This is a genomic window from Rhodococcus sp. CH91 (assembly GCF_022554085.1).
Classification (GTDB): domain Bacteria; phylum Actinomycetota; class Actinomycetes; order Mycobacteriales; family Mycobacteriaceae; genus Rhodococcus.
Map to the genome: position 1 here is coordinate 171093 of NZ_JAKFYR010000001.1, position 20535 is coordinate 191627.

Consider the following 20535-nt stretch of genomic DNA (forward strand, 5'->3'; position numbering starts at 1 on the left):
GAGAATCTCGGGGAGGTGTCGGCGGAACGAGAACGGGGCCGCACCCCTTGCGGTGTGCGGCCCCGTCTGTCGTCCGGAGAGGCGGATCAGCGCTGCGGCATCGTGCTCGTCGTGATCGGCTCCGGCAACGCCGACGCGCCCTCGAGGAAACGATCCACCGCCGCGGCGCATGCGCGCCCTTCCGCGATGGCCCACACGATGAGCGACTGCCCCCGGCCCATGTCGCCGGCGACGAAGACACCGTCGACGTTGGTGGCCCACTCCGGCGAGCGGGCCACGTTGCCGCGCTGGTCGAAGTCGACACCGAGATCGGTGAGCAGGCCGGGCTTCTCGGCGCCGGTGAAGCCCATCGCGAGAAGCACCAGATCGGCCTCCAGCTCGAAGTCGCTGCCCTCCACCTTCTGGAAGCGGCCGTCGACCATCTCCACCTCGTGCGCCTTGAGCGCGGTGACCTTGCCGCCCTCACCGATGAATTCCTCGGTGTTGACGGAGAACACACGCTCGCCGCCCTCCTCGTGAGCCGAGGAGACGCGGTACATCAGTGGGTAGGTCGGCCACGGGGTCGAGTCGGCACGCTGCTCCGGCGGACGCGGCATGATCTCGAACTGGTGGACGCTGGCCGCGCCCTGACGATGCGAGGTGCCGAGGCAGTCGGCACCGGTGTCGCCACCGCCGATGATGACGACCTTCTTGCCCTCTGCCGTAATGGTCGGGGCGGGCAGGTCACCGAGCTGCACACGATTGGCGATCGGCAGGAACTCCATCGCCTGGTGGATGCCGTCGAGTTCACGACCGGGGATCGGCAGATCACGCGCGACGGTCGCACCACCGGCGAGCACCACGGCGTCGAACTGCTCGCGCAGCTCGTCGGCGGTGATGTCGACACCGACGTTCACGCCCGGCTTGAAGACGGTGCCCTCGGCCTCCATCTGCGCGAGACGGCGGTCGATGAAACGCTTCTCCATCTTGAACTCGGGGATGCCGTAGCGCAGCAGGCCGCCGATGCGATCGGCACGCTCGAACACCGTCACCGTGTGACCGGCACGCGTGAGCTGCTGTGCAGCAGCGAGTCCCGCAGGGCCGGAGCCGACGACCGCGACCTTGCGACCGGTGAGCTTCGACGGCGGGACGGGCTTGACGCGGCCCTCGTCGAAGGCCTTCTCGATCAGCTCGACCTCGACCTGCTTGATGGTCACCGGGTCCTGGTTGATGCCCAGCACGCACGATGCCTCGCACGGCGCCGGGCACAGGCGTCCGGTGAACTCGGGGAAGTTGTTCGTGGCGTGGAGACGCTCGATGCCGTCCTCCCACTTGCCCTTGTAGGCGAGGTCGTTCCACTCGGGGATGAGGTTTCCGAGCGGGCAACCGTTGTGGCAGAAGGGAATACCGCAGTCCATGCAGCGGCTCGCCTGAACCTGGAGGGTCTCGAGCGGGAACGGCTCGTAGACCTCCTTCCAATCGAGCAAGCGCAGCGGGACGGGCCGGCGAACCGGGGTCTCGCGGGAACCGTGCTTGAGGAAACCGGTGGGATCAGCCACGAGCAGCCTCCATGATCGCCTCGTCCACGTTCGCACCACGGATGGTGGCGTCCTTGATAGCCATGAGCACCTTCTTGTAATCGCGAGGCATGACCTTCGCGAAGTGGCTGACCTGTTGCGACCAGTCGGCCAGGATGCGGGCTGCGACCTCGGAGCCCGTTTCGTCACGATGCCGTTCCACCGCGCCCTTGAGCCAGGCGAAGTCCTCACCCTCGAGATCCTCGAGGTCGACCAACTCGGTGTTCAGGTTGTTCTCGAAGTCCTTGTCCGGGTTGTACACGAACGCGACGCCACCGGACATGCCCGCACCGAAGTTGCGGCCGGTCTTGCCGAGGATGACGACCTTGCCACCCGTCATGTACTCGCAGCCGTGGTCGCCGACGCCTTCGACGACGGCCGTGGCTCCGGAATTGCGGACCGCGAAACGCTCGCCCGCGATGCCCCGGATGAGAACCTCACCCGCAGTGGCACCGAACAGGATCACGTTGCCGGCGATGATGTTGTCCTCGGGCACGAAGCCCTCGGCGGCGTTGTGCGGCGGGCGCACGACGATGCGGCCACCCGACAGGCCCTTGCCGACGAAGTCGTTCGCATCCCCGTTCAGGCGCATCGTGATACCGCGCGGGACGAACGCGCCGAAGCTGTTGCCGGCCGAACCCGTGAAGGTGATGTCGATCGTGTCGTCCGGCAACCCTTCCGCACCGTACTTCTTGGTGAGCTCGTGACCGAGCATCGTGCCGACGGTGCGGTTGACGTTGGTGATCGGCGTGTCGAACGCGATCGCCGTACCCGACTCCAGAGCCGGCTGCGCCTTCGCGATCAGCTCGTTGTCGAGCGCCTTGTCCAGGGCGTGGTACTGCTCCTTGGTGCAGTACATGTCCTGCTCGCCGAAGATCGGGGAGGTGACCTTCTCGAGCAGCGGCGACAGATCGAGCTTCGACGCGCGGTAGTGCTCGACGGCCTTGCGGGTGTCGAGGACGTCCACCTGGCCGATCGCCTCGTCGAGGCTGCGGAAACCGAGCTCCGCCAGGTACTCCCGCACCTCCTCGGCGATGTAGAGCATGAAGTTCTCGACGAACTCGGGCTTGCCGGTGAACCGCTTGCGCAGCACCGGGTTCTGCGTCGCCACACCCACGGGGCAGGTGTCGAGATGGCAGACGCGCATCATGATGCAACCCGAGACCACCAGCGGTGCGGTCGCGAAACCGAACTCCTCGGCACCGAGGAGTGCGGCGACGACGACGTCACGGCCCGTCTTCATCTGCCCGTCGACCTGCACGACGATGCGGTCGCGCAGACCGTTGAGCATGAGGGTCTGCTGGGTCTCGGCCAGACCGATCTCCCAGGGAGCACCCGCGTGCTTGAGGGAGGTCAGCGGCGAGGCTCCGGTACCACCGTCGTGACCGGAGATGAGCACGACGTCGGCATGTGCCTTCGACACACCCGCGGCGACCGTGCCGACACCGAGCTCGGAGACCAGCTTCACGTGGATGCGGGCCTGCGGGTTGGCGTTCTTCAGGTCGTGGATCAGCTGCGCGAGATCCTCGATCGAGTAGATGTCGTGGTGCGGCGGCGGCGAGATCAGGCCGACACCCGGCGTCGAGCCACGCACCTCGGCGACCCACGGGTACACCTTGTGCGGCGGGAGCTGACCACCCTCACCGGGCTTCGCACCCTGCGCCATCTTGATCTGGATGTCGGTGCAGTTGCTCAGGTAGTGCGCGGTGACGCCGAAGCGGCCCGAGGCGACCTGCTTGATGGCCGAGCGCCGCCAGTCGCCGTTCTCGTCCGGGATGAAGCGGCTGGGATGTTCCCCGCCCTCACCGGAATTCGACCGGCCACCGAGACGGTTCATCGCGATCGCGAGGGTCTCGTGTGCTTCGGCCGAGATGGAGCCGTAGCTCATCGCGCCGGTGGAGAAGCGCTTGACGATCTCACTCGCCGGCTCGACCTCGTCGAGCGGCACCGGCGGACGCACACCCTTCTTGAACTCGAACAGACCGCGCAGCGACGCGAGCCGCTCCGACTGATCGTCGACGAGCTTGGTGTACTCCTTGAAGATCGAGTACTGACCGGTGCGGGTCGCATGCTGGAGCTTGAACACCGTGTCCGGGTTGAACAGGTGGTACTCGCCCTCGCGGCGCCACTGGTACTCGCCGCCCACCTCGAGCTCGCGGTGCGCGCGCTCGGACTGGCGATCGAGGAAGGCCGTGCGGTGCCGGGCCGCGACGTCCGCGGCGATCTCGTCGAGTCCCACACCACCGAGCTGCGACTGCAGACCGGTGAAGTACTCGTCGACGAGTTCCTGCGACAGGCCGATGACCTGGAACAGCTGGGCACCGGTGTAGGAGGCGAGTGTGGAGATGCCCATCTTGGACATCACCTTCAGCACGCCCTTCGAGGCCGCCTTGATGTAGTTGGCGATCGCCTTCTCGAGGGTGATGCCCTCGGGCAGGTCGCCGTTCTGCAACAGCTCGTCGATGCTCTCGAACGCCATGTACGGGTTGACCACGGCCGCACCGAAACCGCACAGCGCGGCGATGTGATGGACCTCGCGGGCGTCGCCCGCCTCGACCAGCAGACCCACCTTGGTGCGGGTCTTCTCCCGGACGAGGTGGTGGTGCACCGCGGAGGTCAGCAGCAGCGACGGGATCGGCGCGAGCTTCTCGTCCGACTCACGGTCGGAGAGCACGATCAGGCGGGCGCCCTTCTCGATGGCCTGCGAGACCTGCTCGCGGATCGTGTCGAGTGCGCGCCGCAGGCCCTCGCCGCCCTCCGCGACCGGGTACAGGCCGCGGATGATGACGCTGTTGAAGCCCGGGAACTGCTTCTCGTCGTTGACGTGGATGAGCTTCTGCAGGTCGTCGTTGTCGATGACCGGTGCCGAGAGCAGGATCTGCCGGCAGGACGCCTCGGTGGGGTTCAGCAGGTCGCCCTCGGGGCCGAGCATGCCGCCCATGCTCGTGACGATCTCCTCACGGATCGCGTCGAGCGGCGGGTTCGTCACCTGGGCGAAGAGCTGCGAGAAGAAATCGAACAGCTGACGCGGACGCGACGACAGGACGGCGATGGGCGTGTCGGTGCCCATCGATCCGAGCGCTTCCGCCCCGGAGGCCGCCATGGGCTTGACGAGCAGGTCGACTTCCTCGCGGGTGTAGCCGAAGACCTGCTGACGCAACACCACACGCTCGTGCGACATGTAGGTGTACTTGCTCTCGGGCAGATCCTCGAGGCGGGTGACGCCGTTGGCGACCCACTCCTCGTAAGGATGCTCGGCAGCGAGTTCGCGCTTGATCTCCTCGTCCTCGACGATCCGTCCCTTCGCGGTGTCGACGAGGAACATGCGGCCCGGCTGCAGGCGGCGCTTGCTGACGATCTTCTCGGTGGGGATGTCGAGCACGCCCACCTCGGAGGCCATGACGACGAGGCCGTCGTCGGTCACCCAGGCGCGCGACGGACGCAGGCCGTTGCGGTCGAGCACCGCGCCGATGACGGTGCCGTCGGTGAAGCACACCGAGGCCGGTCCGTCCCAGGGCTCCATCAGGGCCGCGTGGTACTCGTAGAAAGCGCGGCGGGCCGGGTCCATCGACTCGTTCCGCTCCCACGCCTCGGGGATCATCATGAGAACGGCGTGCGGCAGGCTGCGACCACCGAGGTGCAGCAGTTCGAGCACCTCGTCGAAACGCGCGGTGTCGGACGCCCCCGGCGTGCAGACGGGGAAGATCTTCTCGAGCTTGTCGCGGCCGCCGAAGACCTCGGTGTCGATGAGTGCCTCGCGGGCGCGCATCCAGTTCGCGTTGCCGGTGACGGTGTTGATCTCACCGTTGTGCGCCACACGCCGGAAGGGGTGGGCGAGCGGCCACGAGGGGAAGGTGTTCGTGGAGAAACGCGAGTGCACGAGGCCGAGAGCCGAGACGACACGCTCGTCCTGCAGGTCGCGGTAGAAGCCCTTCATCTGCGGCGTGGTGAGCATGCCCTTGTAGACGAAGGTCGAGGTCGACAGGCTCGGGAAGTAGACGGTCTCGCTGCCGGGGCCGTCCTCCCCCGCGCCGTGGTGTCCGAGCTCGTGCTCGGTCCGCTTGCGCACGACGTAGGCGCGACGCTCGAGCTCGAGGCCGGTCAGCGCCCGGGCGCCGGAGGCGATGAAGATCTGCCGGAAGGTGGGCATGGCGTTCTTCGCCATGGAACCCAGCTCGGAGTCGTCGATCGGCACCTCGCGCCAGCCGAGGACCTGGAGGCCTTCTTCCTCGACGATGCGGCTCACGTCTGCGGCAGCGGCATCGGCGGCGGCGTCACCCTGGGGCAGGAACGCCATACCGGTCGCATATGCGCCTTCGGGGGGAAGGTCGAAGTCGACGACCTCGCGGAAGTAGGCATCCGGGACCTGGATCAGAATGCCGGCGCCGTCGCCGGTGTTCTGTTCCGCGCCCGCGGCACCGCGGTGTTCGAGATTCACCAGGGCGGTGATCGCCTTCTCGACGATGTCGCGGCTGCGACGCCCGTGCATGTCGACGACGAACGCGACGCCGCACGAGTCGTGCTCGTTCGCCGGGTGGTAGAGCCCTCGAGGCCCGGGAAGATGAGTCATACCTAGCCTTCGTTGATGCGATAGCACCGACGACCAGCAGCGCTGATGGCCATCTACTGCCGTAGACGGGTATCGGCCGGGTGCCCGATACCTTCGACATCGCCAGTATCCGCTCATCCGCGACGGTGCGGGTGCCTTTTTTCGGCAGCGCGAGCGTGGACCCGGCGACCGGTGGGACGTCGTGGTCCCACCGTCTTCGAAATGAACGATATGTCAGGTAACCGGGGGTAACGCAAGCAAGCCTGCCCTATTGTCGTACTCACCTGCGGAAACGCGGTCGTAACGCGCGTGAATCGCGGGCGTCACGTGGCTACGGGCACAAGCGCCCGCAGCATCCGGGCTATCCCCTCGCGCGGGTCCGGCTGGTCGTCCGGCGAGGTGCATCGGTGCAGGACGAGTCCGTCCAGGTAATCGATGAGAACCCGGGCGGCAGTGGCGGAATCCTCCACTCCGAGCGCCGTCAGCATCCCGCCGATCCACGCGCGCAGTTCACTGCGCCGGGCGTCGACGCCGGCGCGCAATCGGGGTGTCGCCATCGCCTCGACGAACATCGCGAAGCGTGCCCGCGTCCGCGGACGGTCGGGGCCGGTAGCGAACATCACATATCCGTGTACGAGGTTCTCGAGTTCACATGTGTCGCGGGGCATCGCGCTCTCGGCGATGGCCGCGAGTTCGACTCGATCCTTCTCGAGGAGCCGGTCGAGCACGCCCTCCACGAGGGTCTGCCGGGTACGGAAGTAGTTGGACGTCGAGCCGGCGGGCACTCCGGCGACGGCATCGACGCGGCGATGTGTGAGAGCCCGCAGCCCTTCCGTGCCCACCAGGGCGATCGCGGCGTCGAGAACCGCGGTGCGTTTGTCGCTCACGATTCGATCCTACGACTCTCACTACAGAAGTAGTGACGGGGCACTACAGAAGTAGTAGCGTGGCAGCATGGCCACATCACAGCGAAGGGCAGCGATTCTCGGCGGCGGGATCGGCGGGCTCACCGCTGCCGATGCCCTTCTCCGCAGCGGCTGGCACGTGGACGTGTTCGAACGCGCACCGTCCCTCCCCACGACCGGCACAGCGCTCGGTATATGGCCCGAAGCCCTCGACGCCCTCACGACCGCCGACGGGGACGGCGACCGGAGCCGGCGCATCGAGAAGCTCGGCGTGCTGCAGGAGACCGCCACCCTCCTCCGATGGGACGGCACGGTGATCGGGCGTGTCGACGGCCTCACGCGCTCACCCGTCCTGCTCTCCCGGCCGGCCCTCCTCGAGATCCTCGCCGAGAATCTCCCGCCCGGACTCCTCCACTTCGCCACTCCCGGCCCGGAGGTCTCCGAGCTCGAGGACTACGACGTCGTCATCGCCTCGGACGGCATCAACAGCGCCGTGCGCGACCGGCTCTTCGGGCCCGCCTACCGTCCCGTCCACACCGGTTATGCGGCGTGGCGCGGCTGGGTTCCCGGGGTCACCACGACAGCGAGCGAGTCGTGGGGGCCGGGCGCACTGTTCGGCATCACCCCGCGCGACGGAGATCTGACCAACTGGTTCGCCGCCGTACGCACGCCGCCCGGCCGGACGGGAGGCGCCGCCGAACTGCGCGAACGCTACCGCGGGTGGCACCCGGCCGTGCGCGATGTACTCGATCGGATCGAGCCCGGCCGGATACTCCACCACGACTTGTACGAAAGCCCTCCCCTGCCGGCGTACGTGCGGGGGAAGGTCGCGCTCGTCGGCGATGCGGCGCACGCGATGGCGCCCAACCTCGGCCGCGGCGCGTGCGAAGCGATCATCGACGCGACGACCCTTGCAGCTCTGCTGTCCGAACATCCGGTGTCCGAGGCACTTCAGCGCTACGACCGCGCGCGGCGGAGGCGCACGCAACGGCTCGTCCGGGCCTCCCGGGCAGTCGCACGGGTCGCGACCGCGAGCCGGTTCACCGCTCTGCGCGACAGGCTGGTGGGAACGGCCGCGCGCGTCGCCTGACACCGCGCCCGAAAGCGACGGATCACCCCTGAAATAACAACTGGCCGCAGCGATGGATATCAGCTGCGGCCAGAGGTAACGAAAGAATAACTTGGGGCACCCGAAACCCGTAAGCCGAGTTCAGGTGAGGTCTGTCACACCATGTCTCGCTCCCACACGCGGTGGGTACCCAGCAGCTCCAGTACCTGCGCAACGGCGGTTCCGGGGCCGTCCACGATCTCGACACCCGGTGCCTTGCGGTCCTCGAGTACCGCCGCTCCCGCTCCCCACGCCGCCAGTGCCTTGTGGTGACGGAACATCTCGTCGACGAGGATCCGGACCCGATCGTCGGCCACGGACGTCGCAAGAATCACGGCGTCGAACTCGATCGAGCGTGCGGTGAGGAAGGTGCGCGAGATCGGCACGACTCCCCCGAGCTTGCCGCCGTGCGGAGCGACGACCAGGGGCACACAATCGGCGGCATCGACGGCCTGCACGGCCTCGAGAACCTGATCGACCTCCGTCGTGTCGTCGACGACGATGCCGATCAACCGGCCCTTCACGGGCCAGGTCTTGCCGATCTGGGCCAGCGCCGGGCTCGGCGGGAGGTCGGAGACCTCGACGGTCGGCTTCGGCGCGGGCAGTCCGAGCCCCGCGGCCACCGTCTCGCACAGTCCCGTGTCGATGTTCGCCAGGATCTGCAGCTGCCGTTCCTTGATCGCCTGCTCGTAGCACTTGCCCAGCTCGAACGTGTAGGCGTAGGCCACATGTGCCTTCTCGATGTCCGACAAGCTCCGGTAGAACTGGCGGACCTGGGTGTAGTGGTCGTCGAAGGAGCGGGAGACCTCGCGTTCCTTCTTCCCCTCCGGCACCACCACCGGCACGTCGACGAACGCGCCCTCGGTGACCCCGGCCATGAACGGGCATCCCGCGTCGAGCGAGTTCGGCTTGTAGGGCGCGACACCGGTGTGGACGGCGTGCTGGTGGAAGCCGTCGCGGAACATGTCGTTGACGGGTGCATGCGGACGGTTGATCGGGATCTGGGCGAAGTTCGGCCCACCCAGCCGGGTGAGCTGCGTGTCGAGATAGGAGAACAGGCGACCCTGCAGCAGCGGATCGTCGGTGACGTCGATGCCCGGGACGAGATGACCGGGATGGAAGGCGACCTGCTCGGTCTCGGCGAAGAAGTTGGTCGGATTCGCGTTGAGCACCATCGTGCCGATGATCTGCACGGGAGCGAGCTCTTCGGGAACGATCTTCGTCGGATCGAGCAGATCGATCCCTTCGAAGGTCTGCTCCGGGGTGTCCGGGAAGACCTGCACACCGAGATCCCACTCGGGGTAGGCTCCGGCCTCGATCGCGTCGGCGAGATCGCGACGATGGAAGTCGGGATCGAAGCCGTTGATGAGCTGGGCTTCCTCCCACACCAGCGAATGCACGCCGAGACGCGGCTTCCAGTGGAACTTCACCAGCGCCGTCTCACCCTCGGCGTTGATCATGCGGAAGGTGTGGACACCGAAGCCCTCCATCATCCGGTAGGAACGCGGGATACCGCGGTCCGACATGTTCCACATCGTGTGCGCCGTGGCCTCGGTATGGAGCGAGACGAAATCCCAGAAGGTGTCGTGCGCACTCTGGGCCTGCGGGATCTCCCGATCCGGATGCGGCTTGCCCGCGTGGATGATGTCGGGGAACTTGATCGCGTCCTGGATGAAGAACACCGGGATGTTGTTGCCCACGAGGTCGAAGGTGCCGTCTTCGGTGTAGAACTTCGTCGCGAAACCACGCGTGTCGCGCACGGTGTCGGCCGAACCGCGGGAACCGAGCACCGTCGAGAACCGCACGAACACCGGTGTCTCGACATCCTTCTGCAGGAACCCGGCACTCGTGATGGAACTCGCGGCGCCCGTCGCCCGGAAGACGCCATGGGCGCCGGCGCCGCGGGCGTGCACCACCCGCTCCGGGATGCGCTCGTGATCGAAGTGTGTGATCTTCTCGCGGAAATGGTGATCCTGCAGCAGGATCGGGCCGCGTCGGCCGGCCTTGAGCGAATGATCCGTATCGGTGAGCCGGGCGCCTTGCGCGGTGGTCAGGTAGGCACCCTGCTGCGCGCGCCCGCGGGGCAGATCCGCCGGCGTACCGGTAGCGGTGGCTACGGCCGGCTCGGCCTGGTCGGGCTTGGCCGCGGGGGGTTCGACCGGCGTGGTGGGCTCGTCGAACGACGGTTCGATGGAGGCGGGTACTCCAGGAACCTTGGGTGTGTCACCGGACATCTGGCAACTCCGATCGGTGGCTGGGACAGGTCCGTCCGGCGACTACCCGGTAGACGGAAGATCAAACGTCGACGGCGGAATCGGATCCGCGTGATGCGGCTCAGAAATCCTCGTCGATGCAGGCCAGACGGTCGCCGGCCTGACCGGCCTCACCCGCCGCCGTCATCGTGTGCCGCTCGTGGAGAACCACCGAATTGGCTTCCCCGTCGCGGAATTCCCAGTCGACGGTCGTGGAGGCCTCGGCGTTGCCCTCGGCGTCGGTGGTCATGTCGAGCCAGATCTCGTTCTGCGGATTCGCGTAGGCGGGATCGGTGGACGGCGAGTCGGGACTCGCCGCCGGATCGGTCTCGTTCTGGTAGTGCGGCCCCGAATCGGAGGGGTTCGGCCCGCACGGCCGCGTATGGACGTGCACACCGAAATCCCGGTCGGGCTGCAGGCCGTTCACGACGAGGCGCACCGTGGTCCGGCCGTCCTCGTCGTCGGATTCGACGTCGAAGGTCGCCCCGGCCGGCACGGCCGCCTCGTCGTAGGTGAAAGCGTTGTCGTCGTCGGTCCCCTCGCCCGGAAGGCCGAAGGCGTCTCCGCTCATACCCGGAAACGGGGTGGGCTGCACGTCGGTGGTCGTCGTGGACGGGGTTTCGACAGTGGTCTCGTTGTCGGTGGCCGAGTCGTCGTTGCTGCATCCTGCGGCGACGAGGGTGGCGACGGAGATACCTGCGACGAGACATGCCTGGCGTGTGTTCATGCCCGGGACGTACCCCGAAACGTCCTACTCCGAACCCGATCGTTCCTGGATTGCGGCGAGCTCGTCCTCGATCGCGGACTCCACATCCGCCTTGCGCACTCCGGCCTCCGACAGCACCCCCGCACCGTTCTCGAGTTCGAGGAGCGCGAGGAGGATGTGTTCGGTGCCGATGTAGTTGTGCCCGAGTCGCAGTGCCTCGCGGAAGGTCAGTTCGAGGGCCTTGCGGGCGTCGGCGTCGTAGGGGATGAGATCGGGGATCGCCTCGGCCGGCTCGGGCAATCTCGCCTCGGCGGCCGAGCGCAGAGCCGCGAAATCCACCCCCCGGGAACGGAACACTCTCGCAGCGATCGAGTCGGCGTCGACGAGCAGCCCCAGAAGAAGGTGCACGGGTGTGATCTCGATGCTGCCCGCGGCACGCGCTTCGTTCATCGAGGCCACCACGGTGTTCTTCGCCCGCGGCGTGAAGCGTGAGAATCCCTGCTCGGGGTCGAGGTCGTTCTCGTTCTTCGGCACGAAGCGTTTCTGGGCGGCCTGTTTCGAGACGCCCATGCTCCGGCCGATCTCGGACCACGACTTGCCGGAACGACGAGCCCGGTCCACGAAGTGGCCGATCAGATGGTCGGCGACCTCACCGAGATGATCGGCGGTGACGACGGCATCGGAGAGTTGCTCGAGGGGATCGTCGTGAACCTTCGTGATCGCGTCGATGAGGTCGTCGAGCCGGATCGGATGCGATGGCCGAATGGTGTCCATGCGTCAACTGTAGGTTGACGATTTCATCCCGTCAACCACCGGTTGACCAACTTCAGGCTCCTCACTCCCTGCGCACCGCCGCCCGAAACTCCTTGACCGGCCACACGTCCTGATCCTCCCCGTAGACGATGCGGCCGGCTACGTCGAACTCGAGCAGGGTGTTGATGCAGATGTTCGTCGACCCGGGCAGGATCAGGCGGCTCCGCGCCCGGCCGCTCACCGCGATCTCCTCACCGCGCTCGTCGACCGCGGTCAGATCCAGCGTGTCGATCCATCCTCGGTCGGGATCGCGACCGGCCTTCCGGTGGCCACCGCTCACCGCGACGACCCGGTCACCCCGGCGCACATATCCCGAATGGATGTCGTCGCTGTCGTCGGTGGGTGCCGAATAGGTGAGCAGACCGATCTCCGAGTCGGCCAGCCAGGTGTAACCGACACGGCGGTAACCGCGTTCGGTCCTCGGCCCCCACGAACGATCCCGCATCGCGTAACAATCGACGGCGATCCGTTCGCCGTCCAGCACCACCGTTCCGGTGACGTGACCGGTCTGGTCGTAGTGCGATGCGGACGGGTACGGCGGCGATCCGCTCCGCAACGGCACCGGCCGCTCCGCCCCCTCGAAGTACAGATCCGCGACGATGCGATCGCGGTCGTCGTACCCGATCCGGTACCGCATACCCGGTTCGATCACCGTGATCGTCGCTCCGGTGGGGCTGACCAGTATCCCGTTCTCGTACTTCGCAGGCTTGAGATGCGAAAACCCCTCGAAGAAGGGAACTTCCCACGGCGCGGTGCCCGTGTCGTCCCACATCCACAGTCCCCCACCGGTCGTGCCGGCATTCTGCCGGACACTCACGTACACCCACGCACCGATGTTGCGTTCGGGTACGAAGAACGAGAACCAGAAGGTCTCCGTCTCGTAGAAGTTGCCGGAAACGGCGTGCAGCCCGTCGTCCTCGGGTCCGAAGACCGACATCACGGAAGTCCTCTCAGGGGCGCGCGGCGGCCCTCGCCCCGCACCCGGTCACGTACGGCGATCATCGCGGTGAGCCTGCGCTGCATGTCCTCCCTGGACATCACGATGTCGTCTCCCCCTTCACCTCTGTCGACCCGCGCCAGCCGGTCGCGCTCGGCCTCGATCTCACGCTCGAGAAGCGACCCCGCGAGATCGCGGGTGAGCAGATCCTGATCGACCCAATCGTCCTGCGGGATCTGCGTGACCGGTTCCTCCATGACCCACTCTCCGTCCTGTCACGTCCGCGGAAACCGGAAGAGACCACGTGCGTTGAGTTCGACGATCCTGTGCACGTCCTCGTCGGGCACCAGGCGCATCTGCTCCTGCACCACCTTGCGGCTGTTGGGCCAGTTGGAATCGGAGTGCGGATAGTCGCCCTCCCAGGTGATGTTGCCGATACCGACGGCCTCACGGTTGTCCACGCCGAACTGGTCGTCGATGAAGCAGCCGTAGATGTGCTTCGCGAACAACTCGGAGGGACGGGCCGACTGATGGATGTTCTGATAGAAGCGATGCTTCTCCCAGGTCTGGTCCATCCGTTCGAGAAGATACGGCACCCAGCCGATTCCCCCCTCGGAGAGCAGGAACTTCAGGCCCGGATGCCTGTGGAAGACCGGAGAGAACAGCAGGTCGGCGGTCGCGTACATCGAGTTGCAGCCGAACAGGGCGATCATCACGGCCATCGGAGCCTCGGGCGCGGTGATCGGTGCCTGACCCGACGTTCCGAAGTGCACGCACAGCGGCTGACCCGTCTCCTCCACCGCCGAGAACAACGGGTCCCAGTGATCGGTGTGGAAGGACGGCAGTCCGAGCGGTACCGGATTCTCCACGAACGAGATCGCCCGCGAACCCTTCGCGGCCGTGCGCCGCACCTCCGCCACGGCCTCGTCCACCGACCACAGCGGCAGGATGGTCAACGGGATCAGACGGTCGGGTGCAGTGGGGCACCACTCGTCCAGGATGTAGTCGTTCCAGGCGCGGACACAGGCGAGCGCGAGGTCCTTGTCCTGCCCTTCGAGGAAGACCGTGCCCGCGAAGCGCGGGAACGACGGGAACGACAGGGTGGCCTGCACCCCGTCGATGTCCATGTCCTGCACGCGAGCCGTGGGGTCGTAGCAACCGGGGAGCATCTCGTCGTAACGAGTCGGTTCGATGCCGTACTCCTCGGGTTTCTTGCCCGCCACGGCATTGAGGCCGATGTAGGGATAGATCCGGCCCTCGTACTCCCACACCTGCGCGATCTTGGTCGCCGAGTCCAACGCACGGTCGCCGTCTCCGACGTGGATGGCCCGCGGTAGTTCCTTCTCGACGATCTTCGGACCGGCCTCGAGAAATTTCGACGGCAACCGATCCGACCACAGCGCCGGATGTTCGATCAGATGATCGTCGGTGGAGATCAAATGCATATGGTCCTGCAATGGCATTGCATCCTCCTGGATGGGCGGTGGATCGTCGTGCGGCGGATCCGAGACCTCAGGCGCGGTCCCATTCGATCGGTAGCGAGGTGAGTCCGAGCTGGCCGCCGGTCTCGGTGAGCTCGACACCCGGAACGAGGCGGTAGTCGGGAATTCTCTTGTGCCACTCCTCCAGTGCGATGCGTAGTTCCCGCCGCGCGAGATGGGAACCGAGACAACGATGCGGTCCTGCACCGAAGGCGATGTGATTGTTCGGGCTGCGCTCGATGTCGACCTCCGCCGCGTCGTCGAACGCCGCCTCGTCGCGGGTCGCGCCGCTGAGCGGGAAGTTCACCATGTCGCCGGCCTTCAGCCGGACGCCCTCGAGCTCGGTGTCGTGCAGCACCTTCCGGGCCGGAACGACGATCGCGTAGGCACGCAGGAACTCCTCGACCGCACCCGGGACGAGTGAGGGGTCCTCGACGATCCGTGCGCGATCCTCGGGATGGGTCGCCAGATGGTAGAAGGACCATCCCAGCGTGGCGGCGACGGTGTCCAGCCCGGCCATGAACATCAGCAGGCAGAACGACAGCAGGTCCTCGTCACCGACAGGCTGCCCGTCGATCTCGAACTCCAGTGCCTTGCTGACGATGTCGTCCCGGGGCTCGGCGCGTCGTTCGGCGATGATCGAGGCGAATCTCCCCATCACGGCCTGCATCGCGGCGAGCTGACGCTGCCCGCGGGCTTCGACGTCGTCGTCGGTCGCATGCAGGATCGCGTGCTCCCATTCCATGAACAGGTCGAGTTCCTCGACGGGCATGCCCATGAGTTCGAGGAAGATGGTCGCGGGGAAGACCTGCGCGAATTCGCGCATGAAATCCACCTGGTTGTCCGCCCGCGATGCGATCTCCTCGGTCAGGTCCGCTGCGCACTGCCGGATGTGCGGCTCGAGCGACTGCACCCACTTGGGTGAGAACAGCGGGCCGAGTTGATGCCGCCACTGGCGGTGTTCGTCACCGTCGAGCATCTCGGGAATCCACTTGAACACCGGCTCCGGATCGAGCGGTGTGACCACGCTGTTCGAGAACGTGTCGGGACGCTGGAGCAGATCGAGAATGCCCTCGTAGTTCACCACCGAATAGAATCCCGGTCCGAATTCGTTGCGGTAGACGGCCGATTCGGTGCGCAGCGTGTCGTACTTCTCGAACCATGTACCGGCTTTCTGCAGGTCGGTGTAGTTGAAATTGTGGACGGGGCAACCGGAGGTGGTGGTTCGGTCGGATTCGGCTCGGGTCATGACAGGTCCTTACGGAGGGGGATGACAAGGGTGGGGACGGGTGCGACGCTCAGCCGCTCGCGGCGCTCCACGTCACGGCTTTGGTTTCCAGATATTCCTCGAGTCCTGCCGCGCCCCATTCGCGTCCGAGTCCCGACTGCTTGTATCCGCCGAACGGGATGTGCGGGGTCACTCCGCCGCCACCTCCGTTGAGCGACACGAAACCGGTGCGGATTCGTTTGGCGATGCCGTAGCCGCGCACCGGATCTGCGGTGAAGACGCTTCCCCCGAGCCCGAAATCGCTCTCGTTGGCCAGGCGTACCGCGTGATCGTCGTCGTCGAACGGGATCAGGACACCGACGGGACCGAAGAACTCCTTCTGCGCGATGTCCATCGAATTGTCGACGTCGACGAACAGGGTGGGCTCGACGAAGAAGCCCTCCTCGAGGCCTTCCGGACGACCGCCGCCGAAGGCGAGCGTCGCGCCCTCCTCGATGCCGCGGGCGATGAGCTTCTCGACCTTGGTGCGTTGGGCCTCGCTGATCAGTGGACCCATCATGACGCCGGGATCCGCCGGATCGCCGACAGCGATGCTCCCCAGCCCCGCGGTCACGTAGGCGACGAGTTCGTCGTAGCGGGAGCGGTGCACCAGGGTGCGGGTGAACAGGGAGCAGCCCTGTCCGGCATGGGTGATCATGTTCCCGATCACCGATTCGGCGGCCTTGGCGAGATCGGCGTCCTCGCAGACGATATTGGCCGACTTGCCTCCGAGCTCGAGGACGACCTTCTTCAGCGTGGGTGCGGCCTGTTCGTAGACGGCCCGGCCGACGGTGTCGGAGCCTGTGAAGCTCACCAGATCGACATCGCGGTGCGTCGTGAGTTCGCGACCGGCCTCGGTGTCGCCGGTGACGATGTTGAGGACGCCCGCCGGCAGCCCGGCTTCCTCGGCGATCGTGCCGAGGATCAGTGCCTCGAGAGGAGTGGCGGGTGCCGGTTTGAGCACGGCGGTACACCCCGCGGCGAGCGCCGGCGCGACCTTCATGATGTTGAGGAAGAGGGGGAAGTTGTATGCCGAGATCAGCGCGGCGACCCCGGCCGGTTCCCGCAGGACGACACCCTGGCCGATGCCCTGCCCGATGGTCGGCAGCACAGGCCGTTCGAAGTCGAATGCCGGGAGGATGCGTTCGGCCATGTCGCGGAAGTGCTGCAACGGCGCCCCCACCTGCAGATATTCCGCAAGCGCTCGGGTGGAACCTGCCTCGGCGATACTCAGATCGACCAGTTCTGCGCGGCGCTTGTCGAGGGCGTCCGCCATGCGCAGCATCACCTGTGCACGTTCGCGCGGGGACATGAGCGGCCACGGGCCTTCGTCGAAGGCGCGCCGGGCGGCGGTGATCGCGCGGCGGACATCGGAGACGGTGGCCTGCGGGGCGCGACCGACGAGTTCGCCGGTCGCCGGATTGACGACGTCGAGGATCTCACCGCCGTCGCTCTCCACCCAGGCTCCGTCGATGAACAGTTCCGTGAAGTTGTGTGTCACTGTGATTCTCCGGATTCGGCGGTAGCGCGGGAAGGACTCAGACGGCCGGTGTGGCGGGTCGGTTGCGGACGTAACCGCCGGCGTCGACACGCATCTGCATGCCGGTGACATACCGCGATTCGTCGGAGAGCAGGAACAGCACCGTGTCGGTGACGTCCTCGGGTTCGACATAGGGAACACCCATCACACTCATGACGGGGAAGACCGGCAGGGCGTCCTCGAGAGTGGGCGATTCGAGGTCGGGCCGGAACTGCCGGTACATGACCTCGCTGTTGAGCATGTCGGTGTTGCAGTTCGTCGGATGCACCGCATTGACGCGGATCTTCTTCGGCCCCAACACGACCGACAGGTCGTTCACGAACGAGGAGATCATCCGCTTGGCGAGCGAGTAGCCGAGGCCACCCGCACCGTTGGTGGGATTGTCGGTGGCACCCGGGAGCAGGGCCGCGAGACTGCCTGTGGCGACGATCGATCCGCCCTCGGAGAGATGGGGCAGACTCGCCTCGACCGCGTTGACGACGCCGACGAAATCGACGGTGAACGCGTCGACGAAGGCCTGCGGGTCGTCGGTTCCCAGCGGACAGATGCCCGCCTGGGCGACAACCCCGTCGAGCCTGCCGAACTCCTCGACCCCACGCTGTACGGCGGCGAACAACGCCTGCCGGTCGCGCACGTCGGCGACCGTCGTGATCAGTGTGCCGCCGGCGTCCTCGACGAGACGGGTGGTCTCGGCGAGATCGTCCGGTGTGGCGAGCGGGTAGCCATTGGTCTTGATGTTGTCGCAGAGATCGACGCCGATGACCTGTGCGCCCTCGCGGGCGAGACGCACGGCGTGGGCGCGTCCCTGACCGCGGGCGACGCCGGTGACGAAGACGACTCTGTCCTGCAAACGGCCCATGATGGGTGTCCTTTACTCGAGATCCGGGGAAGCCTCCGAGGGAGGCGGTACGCCTCGTCGGACGTCGACGGGAAACCGTCCGAGGCGGATCGAACGACGTGAACAGTGGTGCCGGTGAACATGTTCCGTCGAACGGATCGGTGAACAGAGATCCGCCGAACGGATCGGTGACATAGATCCGTCGAACGGATCAGTGGACGGAGATGGCCCGCTCGGGGCAGGCCGCGATTCCGGCCCGGACGGCTTCGTCCAGCGGCTCGTGGACCTCACGATCGAGCGGCAGAGCGTAGCCGTGGTCGTCGATGTCGAAGACGTCCGGCGCGGTCTCCCAGCAACGCGCATGACCGGTGCATTTTCCGGCGTCGATCGTAAGTCTCATGAGGCCCTGCTTTCGGTGGACGAAGAGACGCGGGATGAGGACAGTCGCGACGACACGTGAGACCCGATACCCGATCGGTCTCACGGACTGAGACTCATACGACACACAGTAGCAACATGAGGCGTGTAAGTCGAGACCTGGATCACACTTTTTACCAAGTTCACTATGTCGGCCGCTCGGTCGGTTTCCGGACGGTTCCCGATACGCCGTTAGGCTGAGACGATGCCGAGCGACGATGCCGCGACCGACACCGAGATGAGCTTGCGAGAGCGCCTCGTTCGTGCAGCCGACGAGGAGATACGGCGCCGCGGCACGGTGGCCGTCGGCATGACGGCCGTGGCCGAGAGAGCCGGCGTCTCCCGCGCCACCGCCTTCCGGCAGCTCGGCGGTGCCCAGGAGATGATCATTCAGGTCGCGCTGCTCCGGGCCGAGAGGCACATCGAGCGGGCACTGGAACGCTCCGCCGGGCGCGGGGACATTTTCTCGAAGATGGAAGACACCATGGTCTACAACGCGCGGGAGTTGCCCCGCGACCCGGTGATCGTCGCCCTCATGGCACAGCACTCGGCGTCGGCGCGACATCCCGACATCCGGGCGGTGACGTCAAGCGTCTCCGAACCGCTGCTGCGCGCGGGCCAGGAGTCCGGCCTCGTGCGCACCGACATCCCGCTGGACGAACTGATGGAATTCCTCGTCGAGCAGACCTTCCTCGCAGCGGAGGATCCCGACCGGTCCGAGGATGCGGCGCGGCTCCGATTCCGGCGGTTCGTACTTCCGGCTCTGCGTCCTCAGCCGACCGGGGGTGCACGCGAGGAAGCTCAGGCGGAACTCGAAAAGGCGCTTGCCACAGCGAAGGACGCGATCGAGATCGCGGCCCGGCAGGCAGCGGAGATCCGCCGGAAGCACGAGGCGAGCTGACTACGTCACGGCACCGGCGATCTTCAGCTCGATGAGCCCGTCGTCGTCGAAGCCGAGTTCCCGGAGTATGTCGTCGGTATGTTCGGCGAACTGCGGGGCCCGGGTCATCCTCACCGGCGCATTGTCGAACTTGACCGGGCTCGCGACGAGCTTCTGCGGATTGCCGTCGGCGTCGACGACGTCGACTATCCGTCCGTTCGCGACGAGGGCCTCGTCGTGTCCGAGATCCCAGCCGTCCTGCACCGGCGCCCACTGCCCTGTCAGAGACGCGAACACCTCGAGCCACTCGTCGTAGTCGCGCTGCGCGACGGCGTCGGCGAACCACCCGCCGATCTCCTCCGCGTGTTCGAAGATCGACTCCATCGTCGCGAATCGTGGATCGTCCACCAGATCCTCCCGGCCGAGAGCGGTGACGAATTCGTTCCAGTACCGGGTCGGCTGGAGCATCGAGAACTGGAGCCAGCGGCCGTCGGCCGTACGGTACGACCCGCTGAGAGGGTTTCCGGGCGCAGCCGTCGTGCGTTGCACCTTCGGAAGCGGCCCACCCGTGAACAGCGACAGATTGACCGAGAACTGAGTGGCCCAGGCCCCGACGGCGAGCAGCGAGACGTCCACCTCGGACGGCTGCCCGGTGCGTTCCCGCCCGGCGATCGCGGCGGCGATTCCCCCCGCGATGGTCATCCCTCCGATGTTGTCCCCGTAGGCACCGGAGGGCATGAACGCCATGTGGTCGGTGCCCGGGGGCATGACACCGTCGGCACTGCCCCCGCGTGCCCAGAACGCTGTCGCGTCGTAGGCGCCCTTGTCCGCATCGGGTCCCTCGGTGCCGAATCCGCTTCCGGTGACGTAGATGATCCTCGGATTGATCGCCCGGACGTCGTCCAGGGTGATCGCGAGCTTCGACCGTGGCCCCGGCAGGTAGTTCGTCAGGAAGACGTCGCTGCGCCGGATGAGTTCCTCGAGTACCGGCCGCGCCTCGGGATTGGCGAGATCGATGCCGATGCTGCGCTTGCTGCGGTTGGGCCCTTCCATGATCGGTGCGAACGACGAGCCCGCCTTGCTCGCGGCGAGGCCGAGCACTCGGACGAGCCCACGCTGGGCATCGCCGCTCTCGGCGTGCTCGACCTTCACGATGTCGGCTCCCCAGTCGGCGAGCACCGCGCCGGCGGCGGGAACGAAGGTGAACTGCGCGACCTCGAGAATGCGGATGCCCTCCAAGGGACGGTCCATGACGACTCCTGCTTTCCTGGTGCGGTGGGGCGGTT

16 protein-coding genes are annotated in these 20535 nt (G+C 66.6%); 2 read left to right on the top strand and 14 right to left on the bottom strand.

The genetic code is table 11. The annotated features are described in order from the left end of the window. Window positions 1-86: 86 nt before the first annotated feature. The 3 genes from MOM01_RS00790 to MOM01_RS23260 form a co-directional block, all read right to left on the bottom strand. Window positions 87-1538, bottom strand: a complete 1452-nt coding sequence (locus tag MOM01_RS00790) for a glutamate synthase subunit beta (protein WP_241383485.1) — start codon at window positions 1536-1538, stop codon at window positions 87-89. Then, window positions 1531-6126: a glutamate synthase large subunit gene (gltB, locus tag MOM01_RS00795; protein WP_241383486.1), complete on the bottom strand. Its 4596-nt coding sequence runs from the start codon at window positions 6124-6126 to the stop codon at window positions 1531-1533. The genes MOM01_RS00790 and gltB overlap by 8 nt, the downstream gene beginning before the upstream one ends. 302 nt (window positions 6127-6428) lie before the next feature. Continuing rightward, complete coding sequence (locus MOM01_RS23260; protein WP_241383487.1) at window positions 6429-6992, bottom strand: TetR/AcrR family transcriptional regulator; 564 nt, start codon at window positions 6990-6992, stop codon at window positions 6429-6431. Window positions 6993-7059: 67 nt separating this feature from the next. Between MOM01_RS23260 and MOM01_RS00805 the strand changes: the two genes are divergently transcribed. Continuing rightward, window positions 7060-8100 carry an FAD-dependent monooxygenase gene (locus MOM01_RS00805; RefSeq protein ID WP_241383488.1) on the top strand — a complete coding sequence of 347 codons (1041 nt, stop codon included), beginning with the start codon at window positions 7060-7062 and terminating at the stop codon, window positions 8098-8100. 134 nt (window positions 8101-8234) lie between these two features. Here the strand turns inward: MOM01_RS00805 and MOM01_RS00810 are convergent, their stop codons facing one another. From MOM01_RS00810 to MOM01_RS00855, 10 genes are all read right to left on the bottom strand, one after another. After that, window positions 8235-10352 (bottom strand): catalase, encoded by a 2118-nt coding sequence (locus tag MOM01_RS00810; RefSeq protein WP_241383489.1) that lies wholly within the window; start codon window positions 10350-10352, stop codon window positions 8235-8237. A 100-nt stretch (window positions 10353-10452) separates the two neighbouring features. After that, window positions 10453-11097: a superoxide dismutase family protein gene (locus MOM01_RS00815; protein WP_241383490.1), complete on the bottom strand. Its 645-nt coding sequence runs from the start codon at window positions 11095-11097 to the stop codon at window positions 10453-10455. Between the two features lie 24 nt (window positions 11098-11121). Continuing rightward, a complete protein-coding gene (locus MOM01_RS00820; protein ID WP_241383491.1) occupies window positions 11122-11850 on the bottom strand; it encodes a Clp protease N-terminal domain-containing protein in 729 nt (242 codons plus the stop codon). Window positions 11851-11911: 61 nt separating this feature from the next. After that, on the bottom strand, window positions 11912-12826 hold the full coding sequence (locus MOM01_RS00825) for a DUF7065 domain-containing protein (protein WP_241383492.1): 915 nt from the start codon (window positions 12824-12826) through the stop codon (window positions 11912-11914). After that, window positions 12826-13083, bottom strand: coding sequence for a hypothetical protein (locus MOM01_RS00830; protein WP_241383493.1), 258 nt, complete (start codon window positions 13081-13083; stop codon window positions 12826-12828). The genes MOM01_RS00825 and MOM01_RS00830 overlap by 1 nt, the downstream gene beginning before the upstream one ends. 18 nt (window positions 13084-13101) lie before the next feature. Beyond that, window positions 13102-14289 (bottom strand): amidohydrolase family protein, encoded by a 1188-nt coding sequence (locus MOM01_RS00835; RefSeq protein WP_241383494.1) that lies wholly within the window; start codon window positions 14287-14289, stop codon window positions 13102-13104. Between the two features lie 49 nt (window positions 14290-14338). After that, window positions 14339-15556, bottom strand: coding sequence for a cytochrome P450 (locus MOM01_RS00840; protein ID WP_241383495.1), 1218 nt, complete (start codon window positions 15554-15556; stop codon window positions 14339-14341). Between the two features lie 49 nt (window positions 15557-15605). Next, window positions 15606-17075, bottom strand: a complete 1470-nt coding sequence (locus MOM01_RS00845) for an aldehyde dehydrogenase family protein (protein WP_241383496.1) — start codon at window positions 17073-17075, stop codon at window positions 15606-15608. 37 nt (window positions 17076-17112) lie between these two features. Beyond that, entirely contained in the window at window positions 17113-17973 is an 861-nt protein-coding gene (locus MOM01_RS00850) for a mycofactocin-coupled SDR family oxidoreductase (protein WP_241383497.1), read from the bottom strand. Between the two features lie 190 nt (window positions 17974-18163). Then, on the bottom strand, window positions 18164-18352 hold the full coding sequence (locus tag MOM01_RS00855; protein ID WP_241383498.1) for a ferredoxin: 189 nt from the start codon (window positions 18350-18352) through the stop codon (window positions 18164-18166). A 222-nt stretch (window positions 18353-18574) separates the two neighbouring features. Here MOM01_RS00855 and MOM01_RS00860 point away from each other — a divergent pair, with 222 nt between their 5' ends. Beyond that, window positions 18575-19270, top strand: coding sequence for a TetR/AcrR family transcriptional regulator (locus tag MOM01_RS00860; RefSeq protein ID WP_241383499.1), 696 nt, complete (start codon window positions 18575-18577; stop codon window positions 19268-19270). On the opposite strand, the gene MOM01_RS00865 is transcribed toward MOM01_RS00860, so the two are convergent. After that, a complete protein-coding gene (locus tag MOM01_RS00865; protein WP_241383500.1) occupies window positions 19271-20500 on the bottom strand; it encodes a CaiB/BaiF CoA transferase family protein in 1230 nt (409 codons plus the stop codon). Window positions 20501-20535 lie beyond the last annotated feature (35 nt).

Coding starts and splice junctions, on each gene's coding strand:
- gltB (WP_241383486.1), bottom strand. CDS start 6,126: ATGACTCATCTTCCCGGGCCTCGAGGGCTCTACCACCCGGCGAACGAG.
- MOM01_RS00805 (WP_241383488.1), top strand. CDS start 7,060: ATGGCCACATCACAGCGAAGGGCAGCGATTCTCGGCGGCGGGATCGGC.
- MOM01_RS00810 (WP_241383489.1), bottom strand. CDS start 10,352: ATGTCCGGTGACACACCCAAGGTTCCTGGAGTACCCGCCTCCATCGAA.
- MOM01_RS00815 (WP_241383490.1), bottom strand. CDS start 11,097: ATGAACACACGCCAGGCATGTCTCGTCGCAGGTATCTCCGTCGCCACC.
- MOM01_RS00820 (WP_241383491.1), bottom strand. CDS start 11,850: ATGGACACCATTCGGCCATCGCATCCGATCCGGCTCGACGACCTCATC.
- MOM01_RS00825 (WP_241383492.1), bottom strand. CDS start 12,826: ATGTCGGTCTTCGGACCCGAGGACGACGGGCTGCACGCCGTTTCCGGC.
- MOM01_RS00830 (WP_241383493.1), bottom strand. CDS start 13,083: ATGGAGGAACCGGTCACGCAGATCCCGCAGGACGATTGGGTCGATCAG.
- MOM01_RS00835 (WP_241383494.1), bottom strand. CDS start 14,289: ATGCCATTGCAGGACCATATGCATTTGATCTCCACCGACGATCATCTG.
- MOM01_RS00840 (WP_241383495.1), bottom strand. CDS start 15,556: ATGACCCGAGCCGAATCCGACCGAACCACCACCTCCGGTTGCCCCGTC.
- MOM01_RS00850 (WP_241383497.1), bottom strand. CDS start 17,973: ATGGGCCGTTTGCAGGACAGAGTCGTCTTCGTCACCGGCGTCGCCCGC.
- MOM01_RS00855 (WP_241383498.1), bottom strand. CDS start 18,352: ATGAGACTTACGATCGACGCCGGAAAATGCACCGGTCATGCGCGTTGC.
- MOM01_RS00860 (WP_241383499.1), top strand. CDS start 18,575: ATGCCGAGCGACGATGCCGCGACCGACACCGAGATGAGCTTGCGAGAG.
- MOM01_RS00865 (WP_241383500.1), bottom strand. CDS start 20,500: ATGGACCGTCCCTTGGAGGGCATCCGCATTCTCGAGGTCGCGCAGTTC.